27 protein-coding genes are annotated in these 18,450 nt (G+C 60.8%); 12 read left to right on the top strand and 15 right to left on the bottom strand.

The window, feature by feature from the left end; genetic code table 11:
- Positions 1-65 precede the first annotated feature (65 nt).
- The 11 genes from DCN14_RS36105 to DCN14_RS36055 form a co-directional block, all read right to left on the bottom strand.
- Positions 66-260, bottom strand: coding sequence for a hypothetical protein (locus DCN14_RS36105; protein WP_096508078.1), 195 nt, complete (start codon positions 258-260; stop codon positions 66-68).
- A gap of 11 nt (positions 261-271) precedes the next feature.
- Complete coding sequence (locus tag DCN14_RS36100; protein WP_115531500.1) at positions 272-508, bottom strand: hypothetical protein; 237 nt, start codon at positions 506-508, stop codon at positions 272-274.
- A gap of 6 nt (positions 509-514) precedes the next feature.
- A complete protein-coding gene (locus DCN14_RS36095; protein WP_096508076.1) occupies positions 515-934 on the bottom strand; it encodes a DUF2513 domain-containing protein in 420 nt (139 codons plus the stop codon).
- Positions 935-952: 18 nt separating this feature from the next.
- Positions 953-1,360, bottom strand: a complete 408-nt coding sequence (locus DCN14_RS36090) for a hypothetical protein (protein ID WP_096508075.1) — start codon at positions 1,358-1,360, stop codon at positions 953-955.
- A 74-nt stretch (positions 1,361-1,434) separates the two neighbouring features.
- The gene (locus DCN14_RS36085) at positions 1,435-1,644 is read right to left on the bottom strand and encodes a hypothetical protein (RefSeq protein WP_096508074.1); all 210 of its coding nucleotides are present in this window, start codon (positions 1,642-1,644) and stop codon (positions 1,435-1,437) included.
- Positions 1,645-1,661: 17 nt separating this feature from the next.
- Complete coding sequence (locus DCN14_RS36080) at positions 1,662-1,949, bottom strand: hypothetical protein (RefSeq protein ID WP_240327536.1); 288 nt, start codon at positions 1,947-1,949, stop codon at positions 1,662-1,664.
- A gap of 285 nt (positions 1,950-2,234) precedes the next feature.
- Positions 2,235-2,486: a hypothetical protein gene (locus tag DCN14_RS36075; protein ID WP_096508073.1), complete on the bottom strand. Its 252-nt coding sequence runs from the start codon at positions 2,484-2,486 to the stop codon at positions 2,235-2,237.
- 15 nt (positions 2,487-2,501) lie between these two features.
- Positions 2,502-2,687, bottom strand: coding sequence for a hypothetical protein (locus DCN14_RS36070; protein WP_096508072.1), 186 nt, complete (start codon positions 2,685-2,687; stop codon positions 2,502-2,504).
- A 158-nt stretch (positions 2,688-2,845) separates the two neighbouring features.
- On the bottom strand, positions 2,846-3,244 hold the full coding sequence (locus DCN14_RS36065; protein ID WP_096508071.1) for a type II toxin-antitoxin system VapC family toxin: 399 nt from the start codon (positions 3,242-3,244) through the stop codon (positions 2,846-2,848).
- Positions 3,241-3,486, bottom strand: a complete 246-nt coding sequence (locus DCN14_RS36060; protein WP_096508070.1) for an AbrB/MazE/SpoVT family DNA-binding domain-containing protein — start codon at positions 3,484-3,486, stop codon at positions 3,241-3,243. The genes DCN14_RS36065 and DCN14_RS36060 overlap by 4 nt, the downstream gene beginning before the upstream one ends.
- A gap of 102 nt (positions 3,487-3,588) precedes the next feature.
- Entirely contained in the window at positions 3,589-4,278 is a 690-nt protein-coding gene (locus DCN14_RS36055) for a site-specific integrase (protein WP_096508069.1), read from the bottom strand.
- Positions 4,279-4,446: 168 nt separating this feature from the next.
- Here DCN14_RS36055 and DCN14_RS36050 point away from each other — a divergent pair, with 168 nt between their 5' ends.
- Together DCN14_RS36050 and DCN14_RS36045 are read left to right on the top strand one after the other, a co-directional pair.
- Positions 4,447-4,773, top strand: coding sequence for an H-NS histone family protein (locus DCN14_RS36050; protein ID WP_096508094.1), 327 nt, complete (start codon positions 4,447-4,449; stop codon positions 4,771-4,773).
- Between the two features lie 127 nt (positions 4,774-4,900).
- Entirely contained in the window at positions 4,901-5,692 is a 792-nt protein-coding gene (locus tag DCN14_RS36045) for an SOS response-associated peptidase family protein (RefSeq protein ID WP_096508068.1), read from the top strand.
- 172 nt (positions 5,693-5,864) lie between these two features.
- On the opposite strand, the gene DCN14_RS36040 is transcribed toward DCN14_RS36045, so the two are convergent.
- Positions 5,865-6,059: a hypothetical protein gene (locus tag DCN14_RS36040; protein ID WP_012464904.1), complete on the bottom strand. Its 195-nt coding sequence runs from the start codon at positions 6,057-6,059 to the stop codon at positions 5,865-5,867.
- Positions 6,060-6,951: 892 nt separating this feature from the next.
- Here DCN14_RS36040 and DCN14_RS36030 point away from each other — a divergent pair.
- From DCN14_RS36030 to arsN2, 10 genes are all read left to right on the top strand, one after another.
- The gene (locus DCN14_RS36030) at positions 6,952-7,458 is read left to right on the top strand and encodes an arsenate reductase (azurin) small subunit (RefSeq protein ID WP_012218086.1); all 507 of its coding nucleotides are present in this window, start codon (positions 6,952-6,954) and stop codon (positions 7,456-7,458) included.
- An 11-nt stretch (positions 7,459-7,469) separates the two neighbouring features.
- The gene (locus DCN14_RS36025; protein ID WP_012218087.1) at positions 7,470-9,959 is read left to right on the top strand and encodes an arsenate reductase (azurin) large subunit; all 2,490 of its coding nucleotides are present in this window, start codon (positions 7,470-7,472) and stop codon (positions 9,957-9,959) included.
- Positions 9,960-10,103: 144 nt separating this feature from the next.
- Positions 10,104-10,445, top strand: coding sequence for a metalloregulator ArsR/SmtB family transcription factor (locus DCN14_RS36020; RefSeq protein WP_012218088.1), 342 nt, complete (start codon positions 10,104-10,106; stop codon positions 10,443-10,445).
- Positions 10,442-10,921 (top strand): ArsI/CadI family heavy metal resistance metalloenzyme, encoded by a 480-nt coding sequence (locus DCN14_RS36015; RefSeq protein WP_012218089.1) that lies wholly within the window; start codon positions 10,442-10,444, stop codon positions 10,919-10,921. Before DCN14_RS36020 ends, DCN14_RS36015 begins: the two co-directional genes overlap by 4 nt.
- Before the next feature lie 9 nt (positions 10,922-10,930).
- Complete coding sequence (locus DCN14_RS36010; protein WP_012218090.1) at positions 10,931-11,425, top strand: arsenate reductase ArsC; 495 nt, start codon at positions 10,931-10,933, stop codon at positions 11,423-11,425.
- Between the two features lie 16 nt (positions 11,426-11,441).
- Entirely contained in the window at positions 11,442-11,936 is a 495-nt protein-coding gene (locus DCN14_RS36005) for an arsenate reductase ArsC (protein WP_021156950.1), read from the top strand.
- Between the two features lie 64 nt (positions 11,937-12,000).
- Positions 12,001-13,074: an ACR3 family arsenite efflux transporter gene (gene arsB / locus DCN14_RS36000; RefSeq protein ID WP_012218092.1), complete on the top strand. Its 1,074-nt coding sequence runs from the start codon at positions 12,001-12,003 to the stop codon at positions 13,072-13,074.
- Between the two features lie 21 nt (positions 13,075-13,095).
- Complete coding sequence (gene arsC / locus DCN14_RS35995) at positions 13,096-13,518, top strand: arsenate reductase (glutaredoxin) (RefSeq protein WP_012218093.1); 423 nt, start codon at positions 13,096-13,098, stop codon at positions 13,516-13,518.
- The gene (gene arsH / locus DCN14_RS35990; RefSeq protein ID WP_012218094.1) at positions 13,496-14,233 is read left to right on the top strand and encodes an arsenical resistance protein ArsH; all 738 of its coding nucleotides are present in this window, start codon (positions 13,496-13,498) and stop codon (positions 14,231-14,233) included. The genes arsC and arsH overlap by 23 nt, the downstream gene beginning before the upstream one ends.
- 22 nt (positions 14,234-14,255) lie before the next feature.
- A complete protein-coding gene (arsN2, locus tag DCN14_RS35985; RefSeq protein ID WP_012218095.1) occupies positions 14,256-14,684 on the top strand; it encodes an arsenic resistance N-acetyltransferase ArsN2 in 429 nt (142 codons plus the stop codon).
- 139 nt (positions 14,685-14,823) lie between these two features.
- Here the strand turns inward: arsN2 and DCN14_RS35980 are convergent, their stop codons facing one another.
- From DCN14_RS35980 to DCN14_RS35970, 3 genes are read right to left on the bottom strand one after another with little or no spacing between them, the layout of a single operon-like run.
- Positions 14,824-15,261, bottom strand: coding sequence for a hypothetical protein (locus DCN14_RS35980; RefSeq protein ID WP_012218096.1), 438 nt, complete (start codon positions 15,259-15,261; stop codon positions 14,824-14,826).
- On the bottom strand, positions 15,258-17,210 hold the full coding sequence (locus DCN14_RS35975; protein WP_012218097.1) for an integrase: 1,953 nt from the start codon (positions 17,208-17,210) through the stop codon (positions 15,258-15,260). The genes DCN14_RS35980 and DCN14_RS35975 overlap by 4 nt, the downstream gene beginning before the upstream one ends.
- The gene (locus DCN14_RS35970; protein ID WP_240327529.1) at positions 17,207-18,190 is read right to left on the bottom strand and encodes a hypothetical protein; all 984 of its coding nucleotides are present in this window, start codon (positions 18,188-18,190) and stop codon (positions 17,207-17,209) included. Before DCN14_RS35970 ends, DCN14_RS35975 begins: the two co-directional genes overlap by 4 nt.
- Positions 18,191-18,450 lie beyond the last annotated feature (260 nt).

Here is an 18,450-nt window from a genome sequence, read left to right as displayed (position 1 = left end):
GAGATATTTTGAAACGACGCAGAACAAATGACAGGGTCGGTCCTCCCATGCTTTTCCGTTCTCCGTTACTCGTAGGTCCTGACCGGAGGCAGGCCACGCTGCTCCAGAAGCACATCCTCCGCATGTTCCATCGACGCCCGGCGATACTGCGCCGATGAGAAGTCGGGAGGATCGAGCGCCCACACGTGCGGTTCGCGTGCGCGAGCGAAGGCCTCGATCTCTTCATTCGTCGGCGCCTGCGCGGTGGTTTGGTAGCTCATTGTTTTCCGGTCTACTGGAGGACGTCCAACGGACGCACGCCTGTGAAGTAGGTGCCGTCAGGCCGCACCGCGATAAAGCCGAAGCCCGGACCGCTGTATTTCGGGTCACAGGTGATGTACAGATTTTCTGCTTCGTCAAACTGCCAGTTCCCGGCACCGAAAAGTCGGTCCATAAACGCGGGGATGTCTTTCGCGACCTCTGCATTCAGTGCCGCGCGCTCCTTGGCGCCCATTTGATTCTTACTCATGTTTTCCTATGTGCCCAACGCGCGCTTCAAAGCGTACCCGGTGAGTGCCTTGATGGCGTCGAACGTCAGTTCGATGCCCTTAGTCCGAGCGGTGGATTTGATTGATTCCCAGATCGTGGCCGATCGCATGGTATCGAGCAGATCGTGTCCAGCCATGGTGAGGCGCGGCGCAGACACGCCGTACGAGAAGTGACTGTCGGCACCCCGGAGTACTTGTAGGCCTTCCACGTAGCCGCTGTCGATGAGAAGCTCCAAGTGGCCAGCAATTCGCTCTTCCACGGCCCTTTGGTCTTTCGCGAGGTTATCGAAGGCTTCCCACGTCAGGTCATCGGTCCATTTCGGCACATCTGGAATGTCTGCGAGGACATCGTGTCCTGCCTCTATGTCCGTCAGTTGCTTTCGTGGCAGATCCCAATCTCTTTTCATAGCCCCTTCCCCCTTTTCCTACGCTTCGTCGTCTGGCCGCAGCATTTCCGCGAGTGACGCTCGGATCGCGAGCGACAGTTGTTCGCGCAAGCGTTTCGCCATTGCAGGCGCGACTTCGATGAATGTGTCGTCATCGATTCTCAACACCACCATGCCCTGGGAATTTGTAAAGACCTCCAGCGTTTCGCTCTCGGCCTCGGGGCCACGCGCAAAGTAGCGGATAGGGATGCGATCCGTCGTGGCAGCTTCAGCCTCTTCTGCTGCGTCGCCTGCCGCCTCGTAGAGCCATTGGGCGACAAGCGGTGTCTGCTCAACTGTCAATTCGATGCGCGGGTCAGGCTCATTCAGATCGTTGACTTGCTGTGTCAATACCACCAAACCGTCCTCGTCAACTTCGACGGATATGGGCTGCATTTTCTTAAGCATGCTTACTCCCTGGGTTTTCGCGTGTGCGAGCGAAGAAACTTCTGCGCTCGATCGTTCCCTTGTTTTCCGATCAGTCAAAAGGGCGTCCAGGTGCCGTTCGGACGTCTGGCATACATGTCCAGTTGCTCCATGTTGTCCGTCGGAATACTCATCACCTGCGCCGCCTCGTCATCTACGACCTTTCGGGGTTGTGGCTTCAGAGGATCGTGACCGGCAGCCGCTGCATATTCCCCGGCGCAGATGCGCGCCCATACATTATTCAAATCGTCCTGTGACATAGCCATTTTGCTTTCCTGTTTTCCTAGTCTTTGAAGGGGATGTGCTCATCGGCGCGCGACTGCATCCCGAGCTTCCCTTCACTCCCCATCGCGTCCTGCCACGCGATCATCGCGTCTGCAACGGCATCTTGATCGCCGCTGAACGCGAGGACAGTTTCCCCGCACGACGGACAGATTCCGCCGAAGGCTGCGCGGATACCCGTCATGTTCCGCGTGTCCATAGCATCGAAATCGGTAAATGCTGTCTTGCACACGCCACACACCAACTTCTCTGGTCGCAGCGCTTCAATCTTCGCCTGTGCTTGCGCAATCCGTTGCTCTCTCGTACCGCGCTACTTTGCTTGGCCCATCTATTGCCTCCCGTTTCGCAGGCGCGAAAATCGCACCGCTGGTTTCCGTAGTGTTATCCGTTGCGTGCTTCTTCCACGTCGCCCTGCGTCTCGCCGATCAACAGAAAGCCCACTGGGGCCTTCGCGGAACCCGGCGCCCTATAAAAAAAGACTCCAAACCCAGCTCAGCCAGCCCCTGGCGAAGCCGCGCCACCTTCTCTCTGACCAAAGCCGCTCGTGCCTCATTCATGATGATCTCCGCTTCGTTTATTCGTGACCGCCGCTTATGCGATATAACGTGTTGTCAATGTCTGCTTGCGCTTGCTTCAAGTGGGTACACAGGCCTTGCGGCTCTCCTGAGTCACCGCATTTGCTCTCTGCGATCGCCATCTGAATCTGTTCATTCGCAGCACGAGCGGCCGACAACTGCGACTCTTTTGCGTCGTCGGACGCTTGATGCTGGCTGCAGCCATATCCAATCACCGCAACGAGCGCAACGATGTATGCGGCGGTTCTCATTGCTCTCGTTTTCCGTTACAGGTCGTATTTGGCACGCAATTCAACAATCCGCTCCAAGCGCGCGTGATGCTCCGAGCGAGCGTCGGCCGAAACGTCCGCGAGATTCACCTTCCCACACGCGACCGACGTGTCCCATTCGGTCGTTCGCCGAACAAGGTCGACCAGCTCGCGCAGTTCGCGCTTCATCATGTCGAACACCATCGCCTCCCCCTTTTCCTATCGACCCGTTCCGTTCTTACAGTGGCAACACCACAGCCCCTTACTTGCGCTACACAACGCAAGTCGGCCACAGTGCGGGCAGCGGATCGTGATCGCTCCGAGATTCATTGTGGTTTCCTGTTTATCGGCTTGCACGGTGATTACTTGATCAACTGCATCCCTGCGACCTTGGCAGCCCCGACATCAAAGGTAGCTGTGTACTCGCAATCGGCTGCGTGGCCGGAACGCTCGATCAGGCAGTCTGCAAAATCCGCCTTTGAAGATGCTGTGTACACGCGAAGTGCCTTTCGCACCGTGTCCGCACCTTCGATGACCAGTTCCTTGGTGCCGATCATCGAGTCGATGAGGTCCTTCATCTGCTCGCGCTCGACGCCGTAGCACCGCCCGAGCACCCACACGACCTCGACCAGCGCGACCTGTGAAACGTACCCCGGTCGCTCGGCCGACAGGGATTCCATTAGCGCGGTCGCCTTCTTCGACTGGACGGCATCGTCCTGTGCGAAATAACGGACCAGCACATTTGTATCCAGGCCGATCATCGCGCGGATGCCCCCTGCTCGGCTATCGCCCGATTCATGTCCTCGATCGACACTGGTCTCGCCGGCTTCTTCACGATCCCCTTGAGGGACGCAAGCGACCGCGTGGCCGGATAGACCTCATACCGGCCCGTCGCCTCGTTGAAGCTGAATTCGATCCGGTCGCCGGACTTCAAGCCAAGCTGATTCCGCACGTCCACAGGGATCGTGACCTGGCCCTTTGAAGTAATAGTTGCTGCTGTCATGGTGACACCTCCGATCATCCTTACTTTATGGTAAGGAGGAGCGGAATGCAAGGGCAAGGGTGCGCGTGCTACACGACTAACTACACCCTACCGTGGCATGCGTCACTCGCCGAGATCAATCGCGGCGACAGCCTCGCGCTGATCGCGTTCGGACACTTCCAAATATGGAGAGAGGTGATCGAGGTGAGCATGGCCCAAAAGAATCTGGACCGTTTCGAGCGAGTGCCCGTTCGCCATCAGGCAACTAGCGAAGGTCCGTCTGCCAGTATGACTGCTGTAACCGGCGCCGAGCCTTGCGGCACGGTACAGGCCAGTCACATAGCTCTGGAGGCTATCGGCGGCCAGATACTCGATCGATTCGCCCTCGAAATTGACGCGCCGCTTGACGCTCAGCTCGAACGCGCCCCCCTTCTGCGTGAGGATCAACCTCGTTCTCGGCATCAGGCCACGGTACTCGCGACGATCCAGCGACACCCCACGTCCACGGCGATATCGCCACTCGACGTAGCGTTCGAAGGCCTCGACCGTCTTCGCGTGCGAGAGAAACACGCAGCGCGGCCGGCAGCCTTTGGTGATCGAACCGGGCAACCCGATTTCTTCCTTCCTCGTGCCTGACTTTGAGAGCACATGATGTACTTCAATACGCGCAATCTCGGTCACGCGCATACCGCATGTGATGCCGAGCAAGAGGATCAGAGTGTCGCGTTCAGGAAAGCGACTCGTCGCTTCGGTGACGCTCAGAAGGTGGCGGAATCTCGCCGGTGTGAGGGTTTTGGCGTGTTTGGGTTCCATGCTTCCGTATCTCGTAATGCGCTCGAAAATCGAGCCTGTTACGAGAGAGAAAGCGTTTGACGCTCCTTTCCAGTGTAACCCGCGTAGTGCCTCGCTTCCTCGGAAAATCCGGCATCGCGTCGATCATCCGTTACCATTCCGCCGTATTGTAATAACTCGGCGATGATCGTGATCACTGAACTACAAGACCTACAGGCTCAAGTCCGCGAACTGAATATTCGACTCGCGGACGTGAAGAAGGACGAGAAGCAGGCGTATTTGGCCGGCGTCGAGGAGCGCGTTGCGCTCTACGGCATCACTGAAGACGAACTGCTGCGCGCAGCGGGCTTCCGAAAATCGCGCAAACCGCGGGCACCAGCGAAGTACTACGACCCCTCTTCGGGCAAGCAGTGGTCCGGATTCGGGCCGCGACCGAAATGGCTGGAAGGCAAGAATCTCGACGACTACCTGATCGAGCGTGCGGCGAAACCGTGGTGGCCCGGAGAGAGCGCCTGATGGCTCGTCCCCGCGACGACCTTGCGGGGAAGATGTTCGGCGGTCGGCCGAACACCGGGACGGTGCTGGGCCCCTACTCAAAACTTGCGGTACCCTGTCCCAGAACGGTTGCTTATGGGGCACGGCAATGTGCTATTCCGCCAAGATCCAAGCCAACTACCGGGAATACGTTCGCCTCTATGGCGCCGACATGGACATCGAGACATTCCGGCGCATCTTCTTTGCGCGAGCGGCCGGGAACGACGTCAAGATCCCGAAAGCGGTCGACGCCGCGTTCGCGGGCGTCGACGAAGAGATCACTGCCGCGATCGCCGCGTATCGTAGCCAGCGAACACGGGAGCTGGAGACCGATCTGTTCGAGCAGCGAGCGCGCCTCGCCGCGGCCGAGAAGAAGCTCGCCGAGAAGGTCACGAAGAAGGCCAGCGAGGACGTCCGGATCGCCACGAACAAGATCGATGCGGCGACGCGCGGACTCGACGATCTCCGCCGACAGGACCTGCAGGAGCGTGATTCGCGGATCTTCCCTGGCTGGTATGCGCCCGTGCTGATCGAACTCGACGGCAAGCGCTTGGTCGTACCGATGCGGTATCGATGCCGCATACCGGGCTGGACCGAGGCGGATGAGAAGCAAAAGCCCGGAAGTTACAATGCGAGGTCCGACGCGCTCGGCACGGCCTGGCGCAAGGTTTTCGGCTTCACGCATGGCCTCGTGCTCGTCGATGCGTTCTTCGAAAACGTGAAGCGCGACGGCCAGAACATCGTGCTTCGCTTCGACCCGACGCCTCCACAGCACATGCAGGTCGCCTGCCTTTGGACGCGCACCGAGATCCCGGGCGGCGACGAATTATGGTCGTTCGCGGCGATCACCGACGACCCACCGCCGGAAGTGGCGGCAGCTGGCCACGACCGATGTGTCTGAATACTACTAACTATTAAATCATCGTAAGTCGTTGATTTAGTGTGCAACTCCACAACGAACAGTTTGCGGCTCGCTGCAGGCGTCGCCGTGATTTGTGTGCGCTTTGCCGGCATCGCCTGGCCTAGGCGCGACAAGGGTCTCCGGTTTGCCCCTATAAAAATATGGATTTGATTCAATGACTTCCTGTCTGGCCGTTCGTCAGGCTTCGTCCCAAAAATGCGTATGCGACATCAAGCTGCTCGAAATCGAGTGACTGCAGTGCAATGACTTCGATTGCGCAAAGCAGATGTTCCGCGACTTCGAACTCTCCTTCTTCGCACGACCGGGCGAAGACGGCCAGCACGTCGTCCCGCAGCGAACACGACATAGCAGTTGCTCCCGCATTAAAGCAGCTTGGTTTGCGCACGGTGCCACCGGACCAATGCCGCTAATTGCAGTGTTCACCTTCCAACCATGGGAGGGTCAAGGAAAGGATGAGATTCTTGCCATGCGCGTTTCCAGGATATCCGTACTGTCCGAGGAATTCGCCTCGACTATTCGTTCTGGACCACCTGCGTAGGGATTCGTCGTACGTAGTCTTTGGGCAACCGCGTAAATGATCCGCAGTCAGACCAAGCCTTGGTGCCACATCGCCCTAGAAGTCCGACGCGTCGAGTTGAATGGCCTCGCCATAGTTCGGCAATTGATGTCGACTGATAGCACGTGCGATTTGCTCCTGGTGGAGTTCGAATGTCGCGAGCAAATGGTCAGGAGTCGTTGCGCCGGCGCCGAGCTTGTCGCACACGACGGCTGCCGGAAGTCTGACTGCGACGTATCCCCAGCCATGACCATATGCAGAAAAGCGCAAGCCTGAATCGTCGCAGACGAGAGGCCGTGTAAGGCAGGTAATCGAGGCAGGCATGGTGCAGTGTGACGCTTCGTGGCGAATCTTTGAAGTATTGCATCCACGAACAAAAATTCAACTGGCGGACGGGGCACGAAGCCAGTGACACCGTTCGGCGTGGATCATGAGGGGTGCAGAAAACCGAGACGCCCGCTCGTGCGATGTCCACGTAAACCCGGCGGCATGGCTTTTGCTCGCCCGTGCACCTTGAAATTCTGAAAGGTTTGCTCTACACCCGAATCAATAATTCAAGAAATATAAAAATCTGGGTGCCGCACTTCATACAAGAAGTTGCGTCCGCCACCATTTCGATTGGAATCCAGTTCGTACATGCGATCAAGCAATCCGCCTATCAAATGTCGAAATGGAGGAGACCATGGGTCTTAACCGCAGGCAATTTCTCAAACTCACTGGCGGGGCAGCCGCCGGCGTAACCGTGGCTGGGGCTCCATCGGCACAGGCCGCTCAGGTCGACGCCGGACGAACGACGCTGCCCTATACCCCGAAAGTGATCGCACGCGCCGGGCAATTGCGACCAAACGTACCCCTCGCGTTTACCTTTCCGGATGCGTCATCGCCATGTGCGGTAGTCAAGATGCGGACCCCCGTCCCCGGTGGCGTCGGCCCCGATAAAGACATCGTCGCGTTCAGCGTGTTGTGCACCCACATGGGCTGTCCGGTTGCATACGATGGCACCACACGCGAATTCAATTGCCCTTGCCACTTCAGCAAGTTCGATGCTGAAAAAGCCGGTCAGATGATTTCGGGACAGGCAACGGAAAAGCTTCCCTCGATCGTGCTCGACTACAACGCCAGCAATGGCACGGTACGCGCGATTGCAGTGGATGGGTTGATTTACGGCCGCCAAGCCAACCTGCTGTAGAGGGAACGATCATGGCTACCAACAAGGATCGGGTGGCACTGCCGCCCGTTCAGGCCCAGCGCACGAATCTGACCTGCCACTTCTGCATCGTCGGATGCGGATACCACGTGTTCAAATGGCCCGAAAACGTCGAAGGCGGACGAGCACCGAACCAGAACGCATTGGGGCTGGATTTCCGCACCCAGTTGCCGCCGTTGTCGATCGTCATGACGCCGGCGATGCAAAACACGATCACCGACAAGGACGGTCGCCGGTACAACATCATGGTCGTGCCGGACAAGACCTGCAGCGTCAACCGTGGCTTGTCGTCGACACGCGGCGGACAGCTTGCGAAGGTCATGTACAACCCCGATGGTGGCGTCGCCAAAGAGCGCTTGCGCAGCCCTCGCATATATCTGTCCGATCAATGGATGGATACGAGCTGGGAAGACGCGCTCGCGCTGTATGCCGGCCTGACCAAGAAGATCCTCGATCGCGACGGCCCGTCGGTGCTCGCTTTCGATTGCTTCGACCACGGTGGTGCTGGTGGCGGCTTCGAGAACACATGGGGAACGGGCAAGCTGATGTTCACCGCGCTCAAGACGCCGCTCGTGCGCATCCACAACCGGCCGGCCTACAACTCGGAGTGCCATGCCACACGTGAAATGGGCATCGGCGAGTTGAACAACAGCTATGAGGACGCCGAGCTGGCCGACGTCATCATGGCGATCGGCTGCAACTCATATGAAACGCAGACGAACTACTTCCTTGCCCACTGGCTGCCGAACCTGCAGGGGCAGACCATCGACAAGCGCAAGCAGCGCTTCCCCGGCGAGAGTGTCGCAGCCGCCAAGATCATCTTCGTCGACCCGCGACGCACCACCACGGTTGCGATCGCCGAGAAGGTCGCCGGCAAACAGAACGTCTTGCATCTGGACATTGAGCCCGGTACGGATATCGCGCTGTTCGACGGCTTGCTGACCTACGTGGTAGATCAGGGATGGCACGACAAGGCCTTCGTTGCGGAATACACCAGCGCCTTTGACGATGCCTTGAAGACGAACCGCTTGTCGCTGGATGAAACCAGTCGTATTACCGGTGTGCCGGTCGAGCGTCTGAAGCAGGCGGCCGAATGGGCGTACAAACCCAAGGCATCGGGGCACCGCCCGAGGACCATGCACGCCTATGAAAAGGGGATCATCTGGGGTAACGACAACTACCTGATCCAATCTGCGTTGGTCGACGTCGTGCTCGCGACGCACAACGTCGGTCGGCGCGGCACCGGCGTCGTCCGGATGGGCGGACACCAGGAAGGCTACACACGGCCTCCGTATCCCGGCAACATGAAGATCTACGTCGACCAGGAGATCATTCACGGCAAGGGCATGATGTACACGGCCTGGGGCGCGAATCCATTCCAGACGACATTGAACGCGGAAGAACATCGCGCGGTCATCTTGCACCGTGCCGGCATTGTGCGCGAAGCAATGTCGCGCGAGCGTGGCGCTTCGACTGCGCAGCTCGTCGACGTCGCCTATGACGCCGTGAAGAACAAGGGCGGGCTGTTCTTCGCGAACATCAACCTCTATCCGACCAAGCTTGCCGAAGCGGCACATCTGATGTTGCCGGCGGCACACCCCGGCGAGATGAACCTGACGTCAATGAACGGCGAGCGACGCATGCGACTCTCCGAGCGCTTCATGGACCCGCCCGGCTCCGCGATGCCGGACTGCCTAATTGCAGCCGCGATCGCGAACACGCTCAAGCGGATGTACGAGGCCGAAGGGAAGAGCGACATGGCCGCCCGGTTTGCCGGCTTCGACTGGAAAACCGAAGAAGACGCATTCAATGACGGCTTCCGGCAGGCGGGCCAAGCCGGCGTCGGACCAATCGACAGTCAGGGCGGCAAGACCGGCAATCTGGTGACCTACGCGCGGCTTCGCGCGATGGGCAACAACGGTGTCCAGTTGCCCGCCAAGTCATTCGAAGGCGGCAAGCTGATCGGAACCGAAATGCTCTACATGGACGGCAAGTTCGACACGGCCGATGGCAAAGCGCAATTCAAGCCGGCCAAGTGGACTGGCCTGCCGAAGCCGGTGGCGGATCAGAAGGCGAAGTACAAATTCTGGATCAACAACGGCCGCGTCAACGAAGTCTGGCAGACCCTTTATCACGACCAGTACAACGAGTTCGTGCGCGAACGCGTGCCGATGGCTTTTCTCGAGCTCAACCCGGACGACGCGCGTTCGCTCGGCATCACGTCCGGTGACGTCGTCGAGGTCTATAACGATTATGGTTCGACCTACGCGATGGCCTACCTCGAGCCCGCGATCAAGCATGGCCAGACGTTCATGCAGTTCGGGCATTTCAACGGGATCATGGGCAACGTGACGACCCCATGGACGGACCGGAACGTCGTGCCGTACTACAAGGGCACGTGGGCGAACCTGCGCCGGGTGGGGTCGGTTCAGGATTTCAAGGAAACCGTGAGCTTCAAGAGCCGACGTATCGACGCAACCTGAGTGCACTTGGTTGATTTCGGATGCAACGCGGCGCGATGGCGGCTCAACCGCTGTCGCGCCGCTTTTTGTTGCCGGATGGCGGCGTCGTTCGATCGGTGCGCGGAGAGGCTGTGCAATGTTCAATATTTCAACTATGATTGAAACATGGAAACGAACTCTGTCGTCCGCGCCCTCGGCGCCTTGGCTCAGGAATCCCGGCTGGCCGTCTTTCGACTACTCGTGGAAGCGGGCCCCGGGGGGCTGCCTGCCGGTCAGATTGCCGAACGGCTGGGCATCGCTCCCTCGTCGTTGTCCTTTCATATGAAAGAGCTCACCTACGCGAATCTCGTCACGGTCGAGCAGCGTGGCCGCTTCATGATCTATTCGGCCAACTACGCGGCGATGAACGATCTGCTGGGCTTTCTGACCGAAAACTGCTGCGGGGGCAATCCCTGCACACCCATCGGGGCCGGTGGCTGCAAGCCCTCAAAGGAGAACGCGTCGTGAAACGTCTGCACATCCACCTCTCCGTCGAAGATCTGACGGCCAGCATCCGGTTTTATTCGGCGCTATTCGCGAGCCAGCCCACCGTTGAAAAGGTCGATTACGCCAAGTGGATGCTCGACGATCCACGCGTCAATTTCGCGATCTCGCAGCGCGGCGCCGCGCCGGGGCTCGATCATCTCGGCGTTCAGGTCGAGAACGAGGCCGAGCTTGCCGAAATGCACGCACGCCTGAGCGGCGCCGCGGTGCCCGTCGACGAGCAAATCGGCACGGCGTGCTGTTACGCGCGCTCCGACAAGTACTGGGCCGTCGACCCGCAAGGCATCGCTTGGGAGACGTATCAGACGCTCGGAGACGTTCCGACCTTCGGTGAATCGCGCAACTCGCAGTCGGCTGAATCGAATGCCGAAGCTTCTGCTTGCTGTTCCCCTGCACGCGGCAAGCCGATCGGCGTGCCGGTGAAATCATCCTGCTGCTGAGGTCCATCCATGAGCGACAAGCCCTACAACGTGCTGTTCATCTGCACCGGCAATTCCGCCCGATCGATCCTGTCCGAAGGCCTGATGAACCAGCTTGGCAATGGGCGCTTCGTCGCCTTCTCCGCCGGCAGTCATCCGAAAGGCGAGGTGAATCCGTTCGCACTGCGCGAGCTCGCGCGCTGGCATTTGCCAACCGACGGGTATCGGAGCAAGAACTGGGACGAGTTCGCCGCACCTGGCGCGCCAACGCTCGATTTTGTGTTCACCGTGTGCGACAAGGCCGCTGGCGAAGTCTGCCCCATCTGGCCCGGTCAACCGATCATCGCGCATTGGGGCGTGCCCGATCCGGCCGAAGTCGAGGGCTCTGACGAACAGAAGCAACAGGCCATGCACGACGCCGCGCTGACGTTGAAGCGTCGGATCGACCTGCTGCTGTCATTGCCTATCACCGAACTCGACAACGTCGCGCTGCAGAAGTCAGTGCGCGAAATCGGCCAACAGTAAATCCGGATGCTCTGACATGACCACGAATGTACTGATTCTCTGCACCCACAATTCGGCGCGAAGCGTGCTGTCGGAAGGGATGCTGAATCATTGGGCCGCGAAGCTTGGCAAGGACGTGCGCGCGTACAGCGCCGGCAGCGCGCCGAGCGGTCGCCTCAATCCGTTCGCGCTGGAAGCGTTGACGAACGCCGGTGTCGACGTCGACGGATATCGCAGCAAGAGCTGGGACGAGTTCGTCGGCGACGGCGCGCCGGAAATGCGCGTCGTCATCACGGTATGCGACAGCGCAGCGGCCGAGACGTGCCCGTACTGGCCCGGCAGCCCCGTCAACGTGCACTGGGGCTATGCCGATCCGTCGAACGCAACGGGCGGGGACGAAGGCAAGCGCCTCGCCTTTGAACTCACGCGCCAGGCAATCGGCTATCGCATGCTGCAGTTGCTCGCGCTGCCGCTCGATCGCATGAGCAATGCCGGACTCCAGACGGCGCTGATCGAGATCTCGCAAAACTAATCATTCGCATAGCGGTCTGCAGAAACGAGCGACTGCCAACGACCTTAAGACTGAACATCGCCCAATGAATACATCCAACGTCGCCCCACCGGGCAAGGCCGTCGCAAAGCCTGCCATCAATTTCTTCGAACGCTATCTGACCGTCTGGGTTGCGCTGTGTATCGTCGCCGGCATCGCGCTCGGCCAGGTGCTGCCCGGCCTGTTCCAGCAAATCGGCCGGATGGAGTACGCGCAGGTCAACCTCCCGGTCGGGTTGTTGATCTGGGTGATGATCATCCCGATGCTGGTCAAGGTCGACTTCGGCGCGTTGCATGAAGTGCGTCAGCACGTCAAAGGCATCGGCGTCACGCTCATCGTGAACTGGCTCGTCAAGCCGTTCTCGATGGCGTTTCTCGGCTGGCTGTTTATCCGCCATCTGTTCGCGCCGATGCTGCCGGCCGACCAGCTCGACAGCTACATCGCGGGCCTGATCCTGCTGGCCGCTGCGCCTTGCACGGCGATGGTGTTCGTGTGGAGCCGGCTGACGGGCGGCGATCCGCTGTTCACGTTGTCGCAGGTCGCGCTGAATGACAGCATCATGGTGATCGCGTTCGCACCGCTGGTCGGGTTGCTGCTCGGCATGTCCGCAATCACGGTGCCGTGGGCGACGCTGCTCACGTCGGTGGTGCTCTACATCGTCATCCCGGTGATCCTCGCGCAGATCTGGCGCAAGGTGCTGCTCGCGAAGGGGCAGGCGGCATTCGATGCTGCAATGGCGAAGATCGGCCCGTGGTCGATCGCCGCGCTGCTCGCGACGCTCGTGCTGCTGTTCGCGTTCCAAGGCGAAGCGATCCTGAAACAACCGCTGGTGATCGCGCTGCTCGCGGTGCCGATCCTAATCCAGGTGTTCTTCAATTCGGCGCTGGCCTACTGGCTCAACCGCGCTGTCGGAGAGAAGCACAACATCGCGTGCCCGTCGGCACTGATCGGCGCGTCGAACTTCTTCGAACTGGCCGTCGCGGCCGCGATCAGTCTGTTCGGTTTCCACTCTGGTGCGGCGCTGGCCACTGTCGTCGGCGTGCTGATCGAAGTGCCGGTCATGCTGCTGGTGGTGCGCATCGTGAACCAGTCGAAGGGCTGGTACGAGTGCCGCGCTTGATACGAACAGAGAAATCTCGACATGACTGATATCACCATCTACCACAACCCCAACTGCGGCACGTCGCGCAACACGCTGGCCCTGATCCGTAACAGCGGCGAGGAGCCTATCATTATCGAGTACCTCAAGACGCCGCCGTCGCGAGAAACGCTAGTCAAGCTGCTGGCTGACGCGGGCCTGACCGTACGCGAGGTACTGCGTGAGAAGGGCACGCCTTATGCGGAACTCGGCCTTGATGATCCGAAGTGGACCGATGAGCAGTTGCTCGATCTCATCGGGCAGCATCCGATTCTGATGAACCGGCCCATCGTGGTCACGCCGATCGGCACGAAGCTTTGCCGGCCGTCGGAAGCTGTTCTGGACATTCTGCCGAACCCGCAGAAAGGATCGTTCACCAAGGAGGACGGCGAGGTCGTGATCAATGCGGAGGGCAAGCGTGTCTGAGCAACTGAAAGACCTGTCGCAGCTCGACGCAACACATTTTCGCGTGCCGGACGCCGCTGAACTGCGGCCTGCGGCGCCTTCCACTCATCCGCCGCGGCTCCTGCTGCTTTACGGTTCGCTGCGTGAGCGTTCGTTCAGCCGCCTGCTGGTCGAGGAAGCCGAGCGCCTGCTGACGGCGATGGGCGCCGAGGTGCGCGTGTTCAATCCGAGCGGCCTGCCGCTGCCCGATGACGCGCCCGAGAGTCATCCGAAGGTGGTCGAACTGCGCGAGCTGGTAATGTGGTCGGAAGGGATGGTCTGGTGCTCGCCGGAACGACACGGCGCGATGACCGGGATCATGAAGTCACAGATCGACTGGATTCCGCTGTCGGTCGGTGCGGTTCGGCCGACGCAGGGCAAAACGCTTGCGGTGATGCAGGTGAGCGGCGGCTCGCAATCGTTCAACGCGGTGAACCAGATGCGCGTGCTGGGGCGCTGGATGCGCATGCTGACCATCCCGAACCAGTCGTCGGTGGCCAAGGCGTTCGCTGAATTCGACGAAGCAGGCCGAATGAAGCCGTCGTCCTATTACGATCGTGTTGTCGACGTCATGGAAGAGTTGGTGAAGTTCACTTTGCTGACCCGGGACATCGGTCCCTATCTGGTCGATCGGTACAGCGAGCGAAAGGAAAGCGCAGAGGAACTGTCGAAGCGCGTGAACCAGCGGAGCATCTAGAACCCCGTCCAAGGAGTGACAAATGGAGATCCGTCCCGCCACTGTCGATGACCTGGCGTCGATTGAAACCCTGCTGCATCAATGCGGTCTGCCTGTCGTCGGTGTGAGCGATCATTTGCAGGATTTTGTGGTCGCAATGGAAGGTTCGACGATGTGCGGGTGCGGCGGCATTGAGCATTACCGCGACGCTGCGCTTTTGCGCTCCATTGCGGTGGCGGAACATGCCCGCGGTTCTGGTGTGGGGCAGCGTATCGTGTCGCAGCTAGTCGCCGCGTGTCATTCGCTACAAGTCCGGTCGCTAGTGCTCCTCACCACGACCGCGGAGAACTATTTCACCCGTCAGGGCTTCGTGCGCGTTGCGCGCGACGACGTACCGCCCTTGGTGTTGGCGTCGAGCCAATTCCAGGGCGTATGTCCGGGGTCGGCCGCTTCGATGTTGCGAGTTCTGTAGGCTTTGACAGGAACACCGACAGATCGACGCAACATGAGCGACGTACCTTGGTCCGAACCATCTCATCGGGACTGCGCCTCAGCTAGACCGACTTTCACCGGTAAAATGCGGCGAGACCAAAGGGATCCAAGCAAACGGCTTAAACGTCCATCTGAGGGGGCAAAACGACCATCTTTCCAGAAGCTGCCGCCCGCAACATTGCGACCTCCTGACGCAGCGTTTCATTGATTGAGGCCAGCCTCGCGACGTCGGCCAGTGCAGCGTCTCGCTCCATGCGCAGGGCCTTCAACCGCCCTCTTACTTCCTTGACCTCCGCAACCTTGGCGTCGCGCTGCTGCCGAGTGCCCCGACCGACTTGAGCGCGGATCTCTTCGGCGATGTCGGGATACGTGTTGTGGATGAGGCCGGCGCTCACGCCGGCCTCGGTGGCAACTGCGGAGATGCTCAGCTTCAGCCCCTTGTTCTTGACCCGCAGCATCGCCAGTTGCAGTTCCTCCCGCGTCTTCCCTCTGCTCCGGCGACGCGGCGCCGACTCGGTCTGGGGCTCGGCGGGCGTGGTGCCTGCACGGGTGCTCATGCGCCCTCCCGCGCGGCCGTATACGCCTGGGCCTGGTCATCGGTCGGCAGCGCGCAGCCGAGATTGTGCAGCACCTGCTTCGAGCGCTCGACCGCCCGCCGCGCCTTGTCGGCCACGACGGGGCCGCAATCGGTGATCGCCGCTAGCCGCAGGTTGTCCAGGTGGATCATTTGCCACGCAGATGCTTGTCCCTGGTCGATGATGGCCTGCGAGCAACCACCGCACATTGACGGATCGTACACCCCTTGGCCGTGACAGCCGTGCGTGCCACTGATGCACCACGCGTGTCCGGTGCTGCGCAGTTCGACCGACTCGGCCGTTTGTCTCAGGAGCTGCTTGAGGTCTCGTGCGGCACGAGCCCGCGTCTGCATGATCTTCTTGCCGGCGCCCCCGCTAAGCAGTGCATCGGGATGTGCCCAACCTTCCAGCAGCCCCAGCCGCGCCTCGAACATCTCCTCCTCGAACTCACGATATAGCGCGTGATCCTGGTAGGGGCTGGCGGCGTAAAGCTGCGTCCACGACATCGACGCATGTTTGAGTTGCCACTTCAGGAAGACGAGGCCCATTCGCCCCAGACGCGAGTTTGCGACGTTGTAGGCGAAGGTGCGACGGCACTGATGGTTGGCCAGGTCCCACTCCGTCCCGGCAGCCACAGCCAGTTGCTTCAATTGGTAGGCGCAGGAAGTTGAGCTCAGCACCTCGACCCGCGACCCGGTTCCCAAGTGGTCAGAGGCTTTCACGTTCAGGCCCAGAACCAGATGCCGGCCGATTCCACGCACATGGTTCAGGCGGTGCGCGGCCTCAGCCATCTTCATGCCGTTACTCAGGTGACCAGTGAGATCGGGGCCCTGTGCCAGTACGTCTTCGAGCCATCGTGCCTCGTCGGCCAACCGAGCCTGCAGCGGTTCGGCGTAGCGCTGCAGGATCTCGAGCGCGCTGATGGCCTCCGGGGGCACCAGGAAGTCGACCTCGGCTCCGCCGGTCGTCTTGATCTCGCGCGTGCGCACCCAGTGATACGTCACGCCGTTGCGCTGTTCGGTACGCCAACACCCGCTGGTGACGCCGGTGCTCTCCGAGTTTCGCATTCCCGAAGAGATCTGCAGCAGATACAGGACCGCATTGCGGATCGCGGTGAGCGCGGCGCGATTGGGGGCTCCGACTTCACCAGCGTCTCGAGCCCAGAACAGGTCCTCTGCCTGAGCGAGGCTGGCTTCGCAGTGAGCAAAGAGTATGCGCTGCACCGAGCGCGGAATCACAGGGGTCATGCCGGTGCGGCCCGATGGCCCCCGGTCGCCCTCGTTACCGCCACATACGTCCCAGAGGGCAAGCCCCATCCACGGGTGCTCAGGCAACGGGTGCAGGACTTCCATGTGGAATGACCACACGAGGTCGATAATCTGCAGCCGCTTATGCACGGACATCGGCTTGAGCGTGCGCCGCAGATCCGTAATGTGATCAGACAGGTGCAGCGCGCGTACCTGACTGAAGTCGCCCAGCCCCAATTGTGCGAGGTGCCTCAGCACCTGGACGGCCCTGTGGCCAATCTCCGCAATAGAGCTACCCGACCACTGCCGCCCACGGGGGCCGCGTCGCTGGGCGCAGTAGAGTGCCGCCTTGGCATCGTCGACCAGCGCGTTCGGCACATCGTCCGGCCAGACGATCTTCGAGGCCGAACCCTTGCGGTTCTTCGCCTCGACCTCCGACGCGAGGTCCCAGACGCGGTCGCCGAAGCGGCTCACTGGGTGCTCGTGGCCAGCGGCATCAGCCACGGCGGTCACCACGATGGCGTCACGCTCAGCCGGCGGGATGCCGACCAAGCTGATCGGCTGAGCCGCCAGCAACTCGAAGGCCCGCAGGGCACGTGGCGCCGGCATAGAGCCGACCGGCACGACAAGGTCTTCAGCGTGTTCTTGGGGCGTACCAAGGACCAAGGCAGAGGTGTGACTCATGCCCTGGGTCCTGCCCGGCGCGTTCTGCGAGCCTGCAGTCCGACAGCGACGCTCTGCGATGCGTCATCGTGCGGTTCCGGCGCTAAGACACGGCTGCGTGCGCGGCTACTCATGGTCATCTGGTGCTGCCAGTAGGGGTGCAGGCCTGAGGCGGTCCTGGCACGAGCCTGCGCGACCCCGCTGCGCGCGAACTGGCGCTGAGTGAAATCGTCGATATAGGGGATGGCCACCCGGTATCGATCACGCAGGTCCTCGAGCAGGCCGTCGGCCGTGCGCTCCGGACCCAGGGCTTCGTCAAGGTAGTCAAGTTCGGCTTGCGCGAACATCTGGAAGCTGAACAGGCGCCAGAGTTCGTCCACGGTGCCGACGATGGCAAAGCTCGAGCAGAACAAGCACATGACGTAGCGGTCGCAGTGGCTGTGGCCGTCATTCGGCGCGTGCTCGCCGCTGATCGAATCCGAGCACGCAGAGACCGGCGTCGGAGTCGGCAAGGCGCTTGCGCCGTCTTTGCCGAGCCTGAAGGGCCGCACTTGCACTGGCTGGATCTCGGGCCCCCTCGGCGCCTGACCTTCGGTCCGCATCAAAGCAGTGTAGTCGCCGTTCATGAAGCTCGCCGCTTCGGCCTTGCGCGCCGCGTTCATCGACGGGTAGTTCGCCCCGGCGACCCTCGGCGTGTTACCCATCAGGTTGGCAGTGGTCGCGATGTCGCCGTCGGCGGTACGCAGTGCGCGGTCAAAGCGGCTTTTGCGCAGGCGACTAAGATTGAGGCGCAACGGCAGGCCGTCGTCTCCCAGCAGGTTGTGGCGTTGGATGACGCCTTGGATCGCCCTACGGAGGGACCTGCTGTCGAGACAGGTGATGTTGCCCCTCTTTATCGACCCAGCACTTGCTTCAGCGCGATACAACCAGATTCGCTGCTTCAGGGCGGGCGGTGCCTCACACACCAGCTCGCGGGTGCTCGCGATGGCTTGCTGCAGCACAGCGCCTTCAGAGAGGTCGAAACAAAGGTCTTGCTCGGCGGGGGGCTCGCTCGGTTGCGTTGACGCTTGCCGTTCATATCGCGCGTCAATCAAGATGAGAACAGCGCGTCAATCAGGATGAGAACTGGCGTGGCGGCAGCGGTGGAGGGCGTAGCCCGGAAACCGCTGCCGCCACGCCGCGCCGAACAGTCCCCCCGTCGTCGGGGAGCCTTGTCGGTGGTCGCGGTGGATCGGGTATGAAGGAACCTTCCATTTCACGG

It is taken from the genome of Burkholderia sp. IDO3, from assembly GCF_003366075.1.
Lineage (GTDB): Bacteria > Pseudomonadota > Gammaproteobacteria > Burkholderiales > Burkholderiaceae > Burkholderia > Burkholderia anthina.
This window is presented reverse-complemented; position numbering and strand designations above follow the sequence as displayed.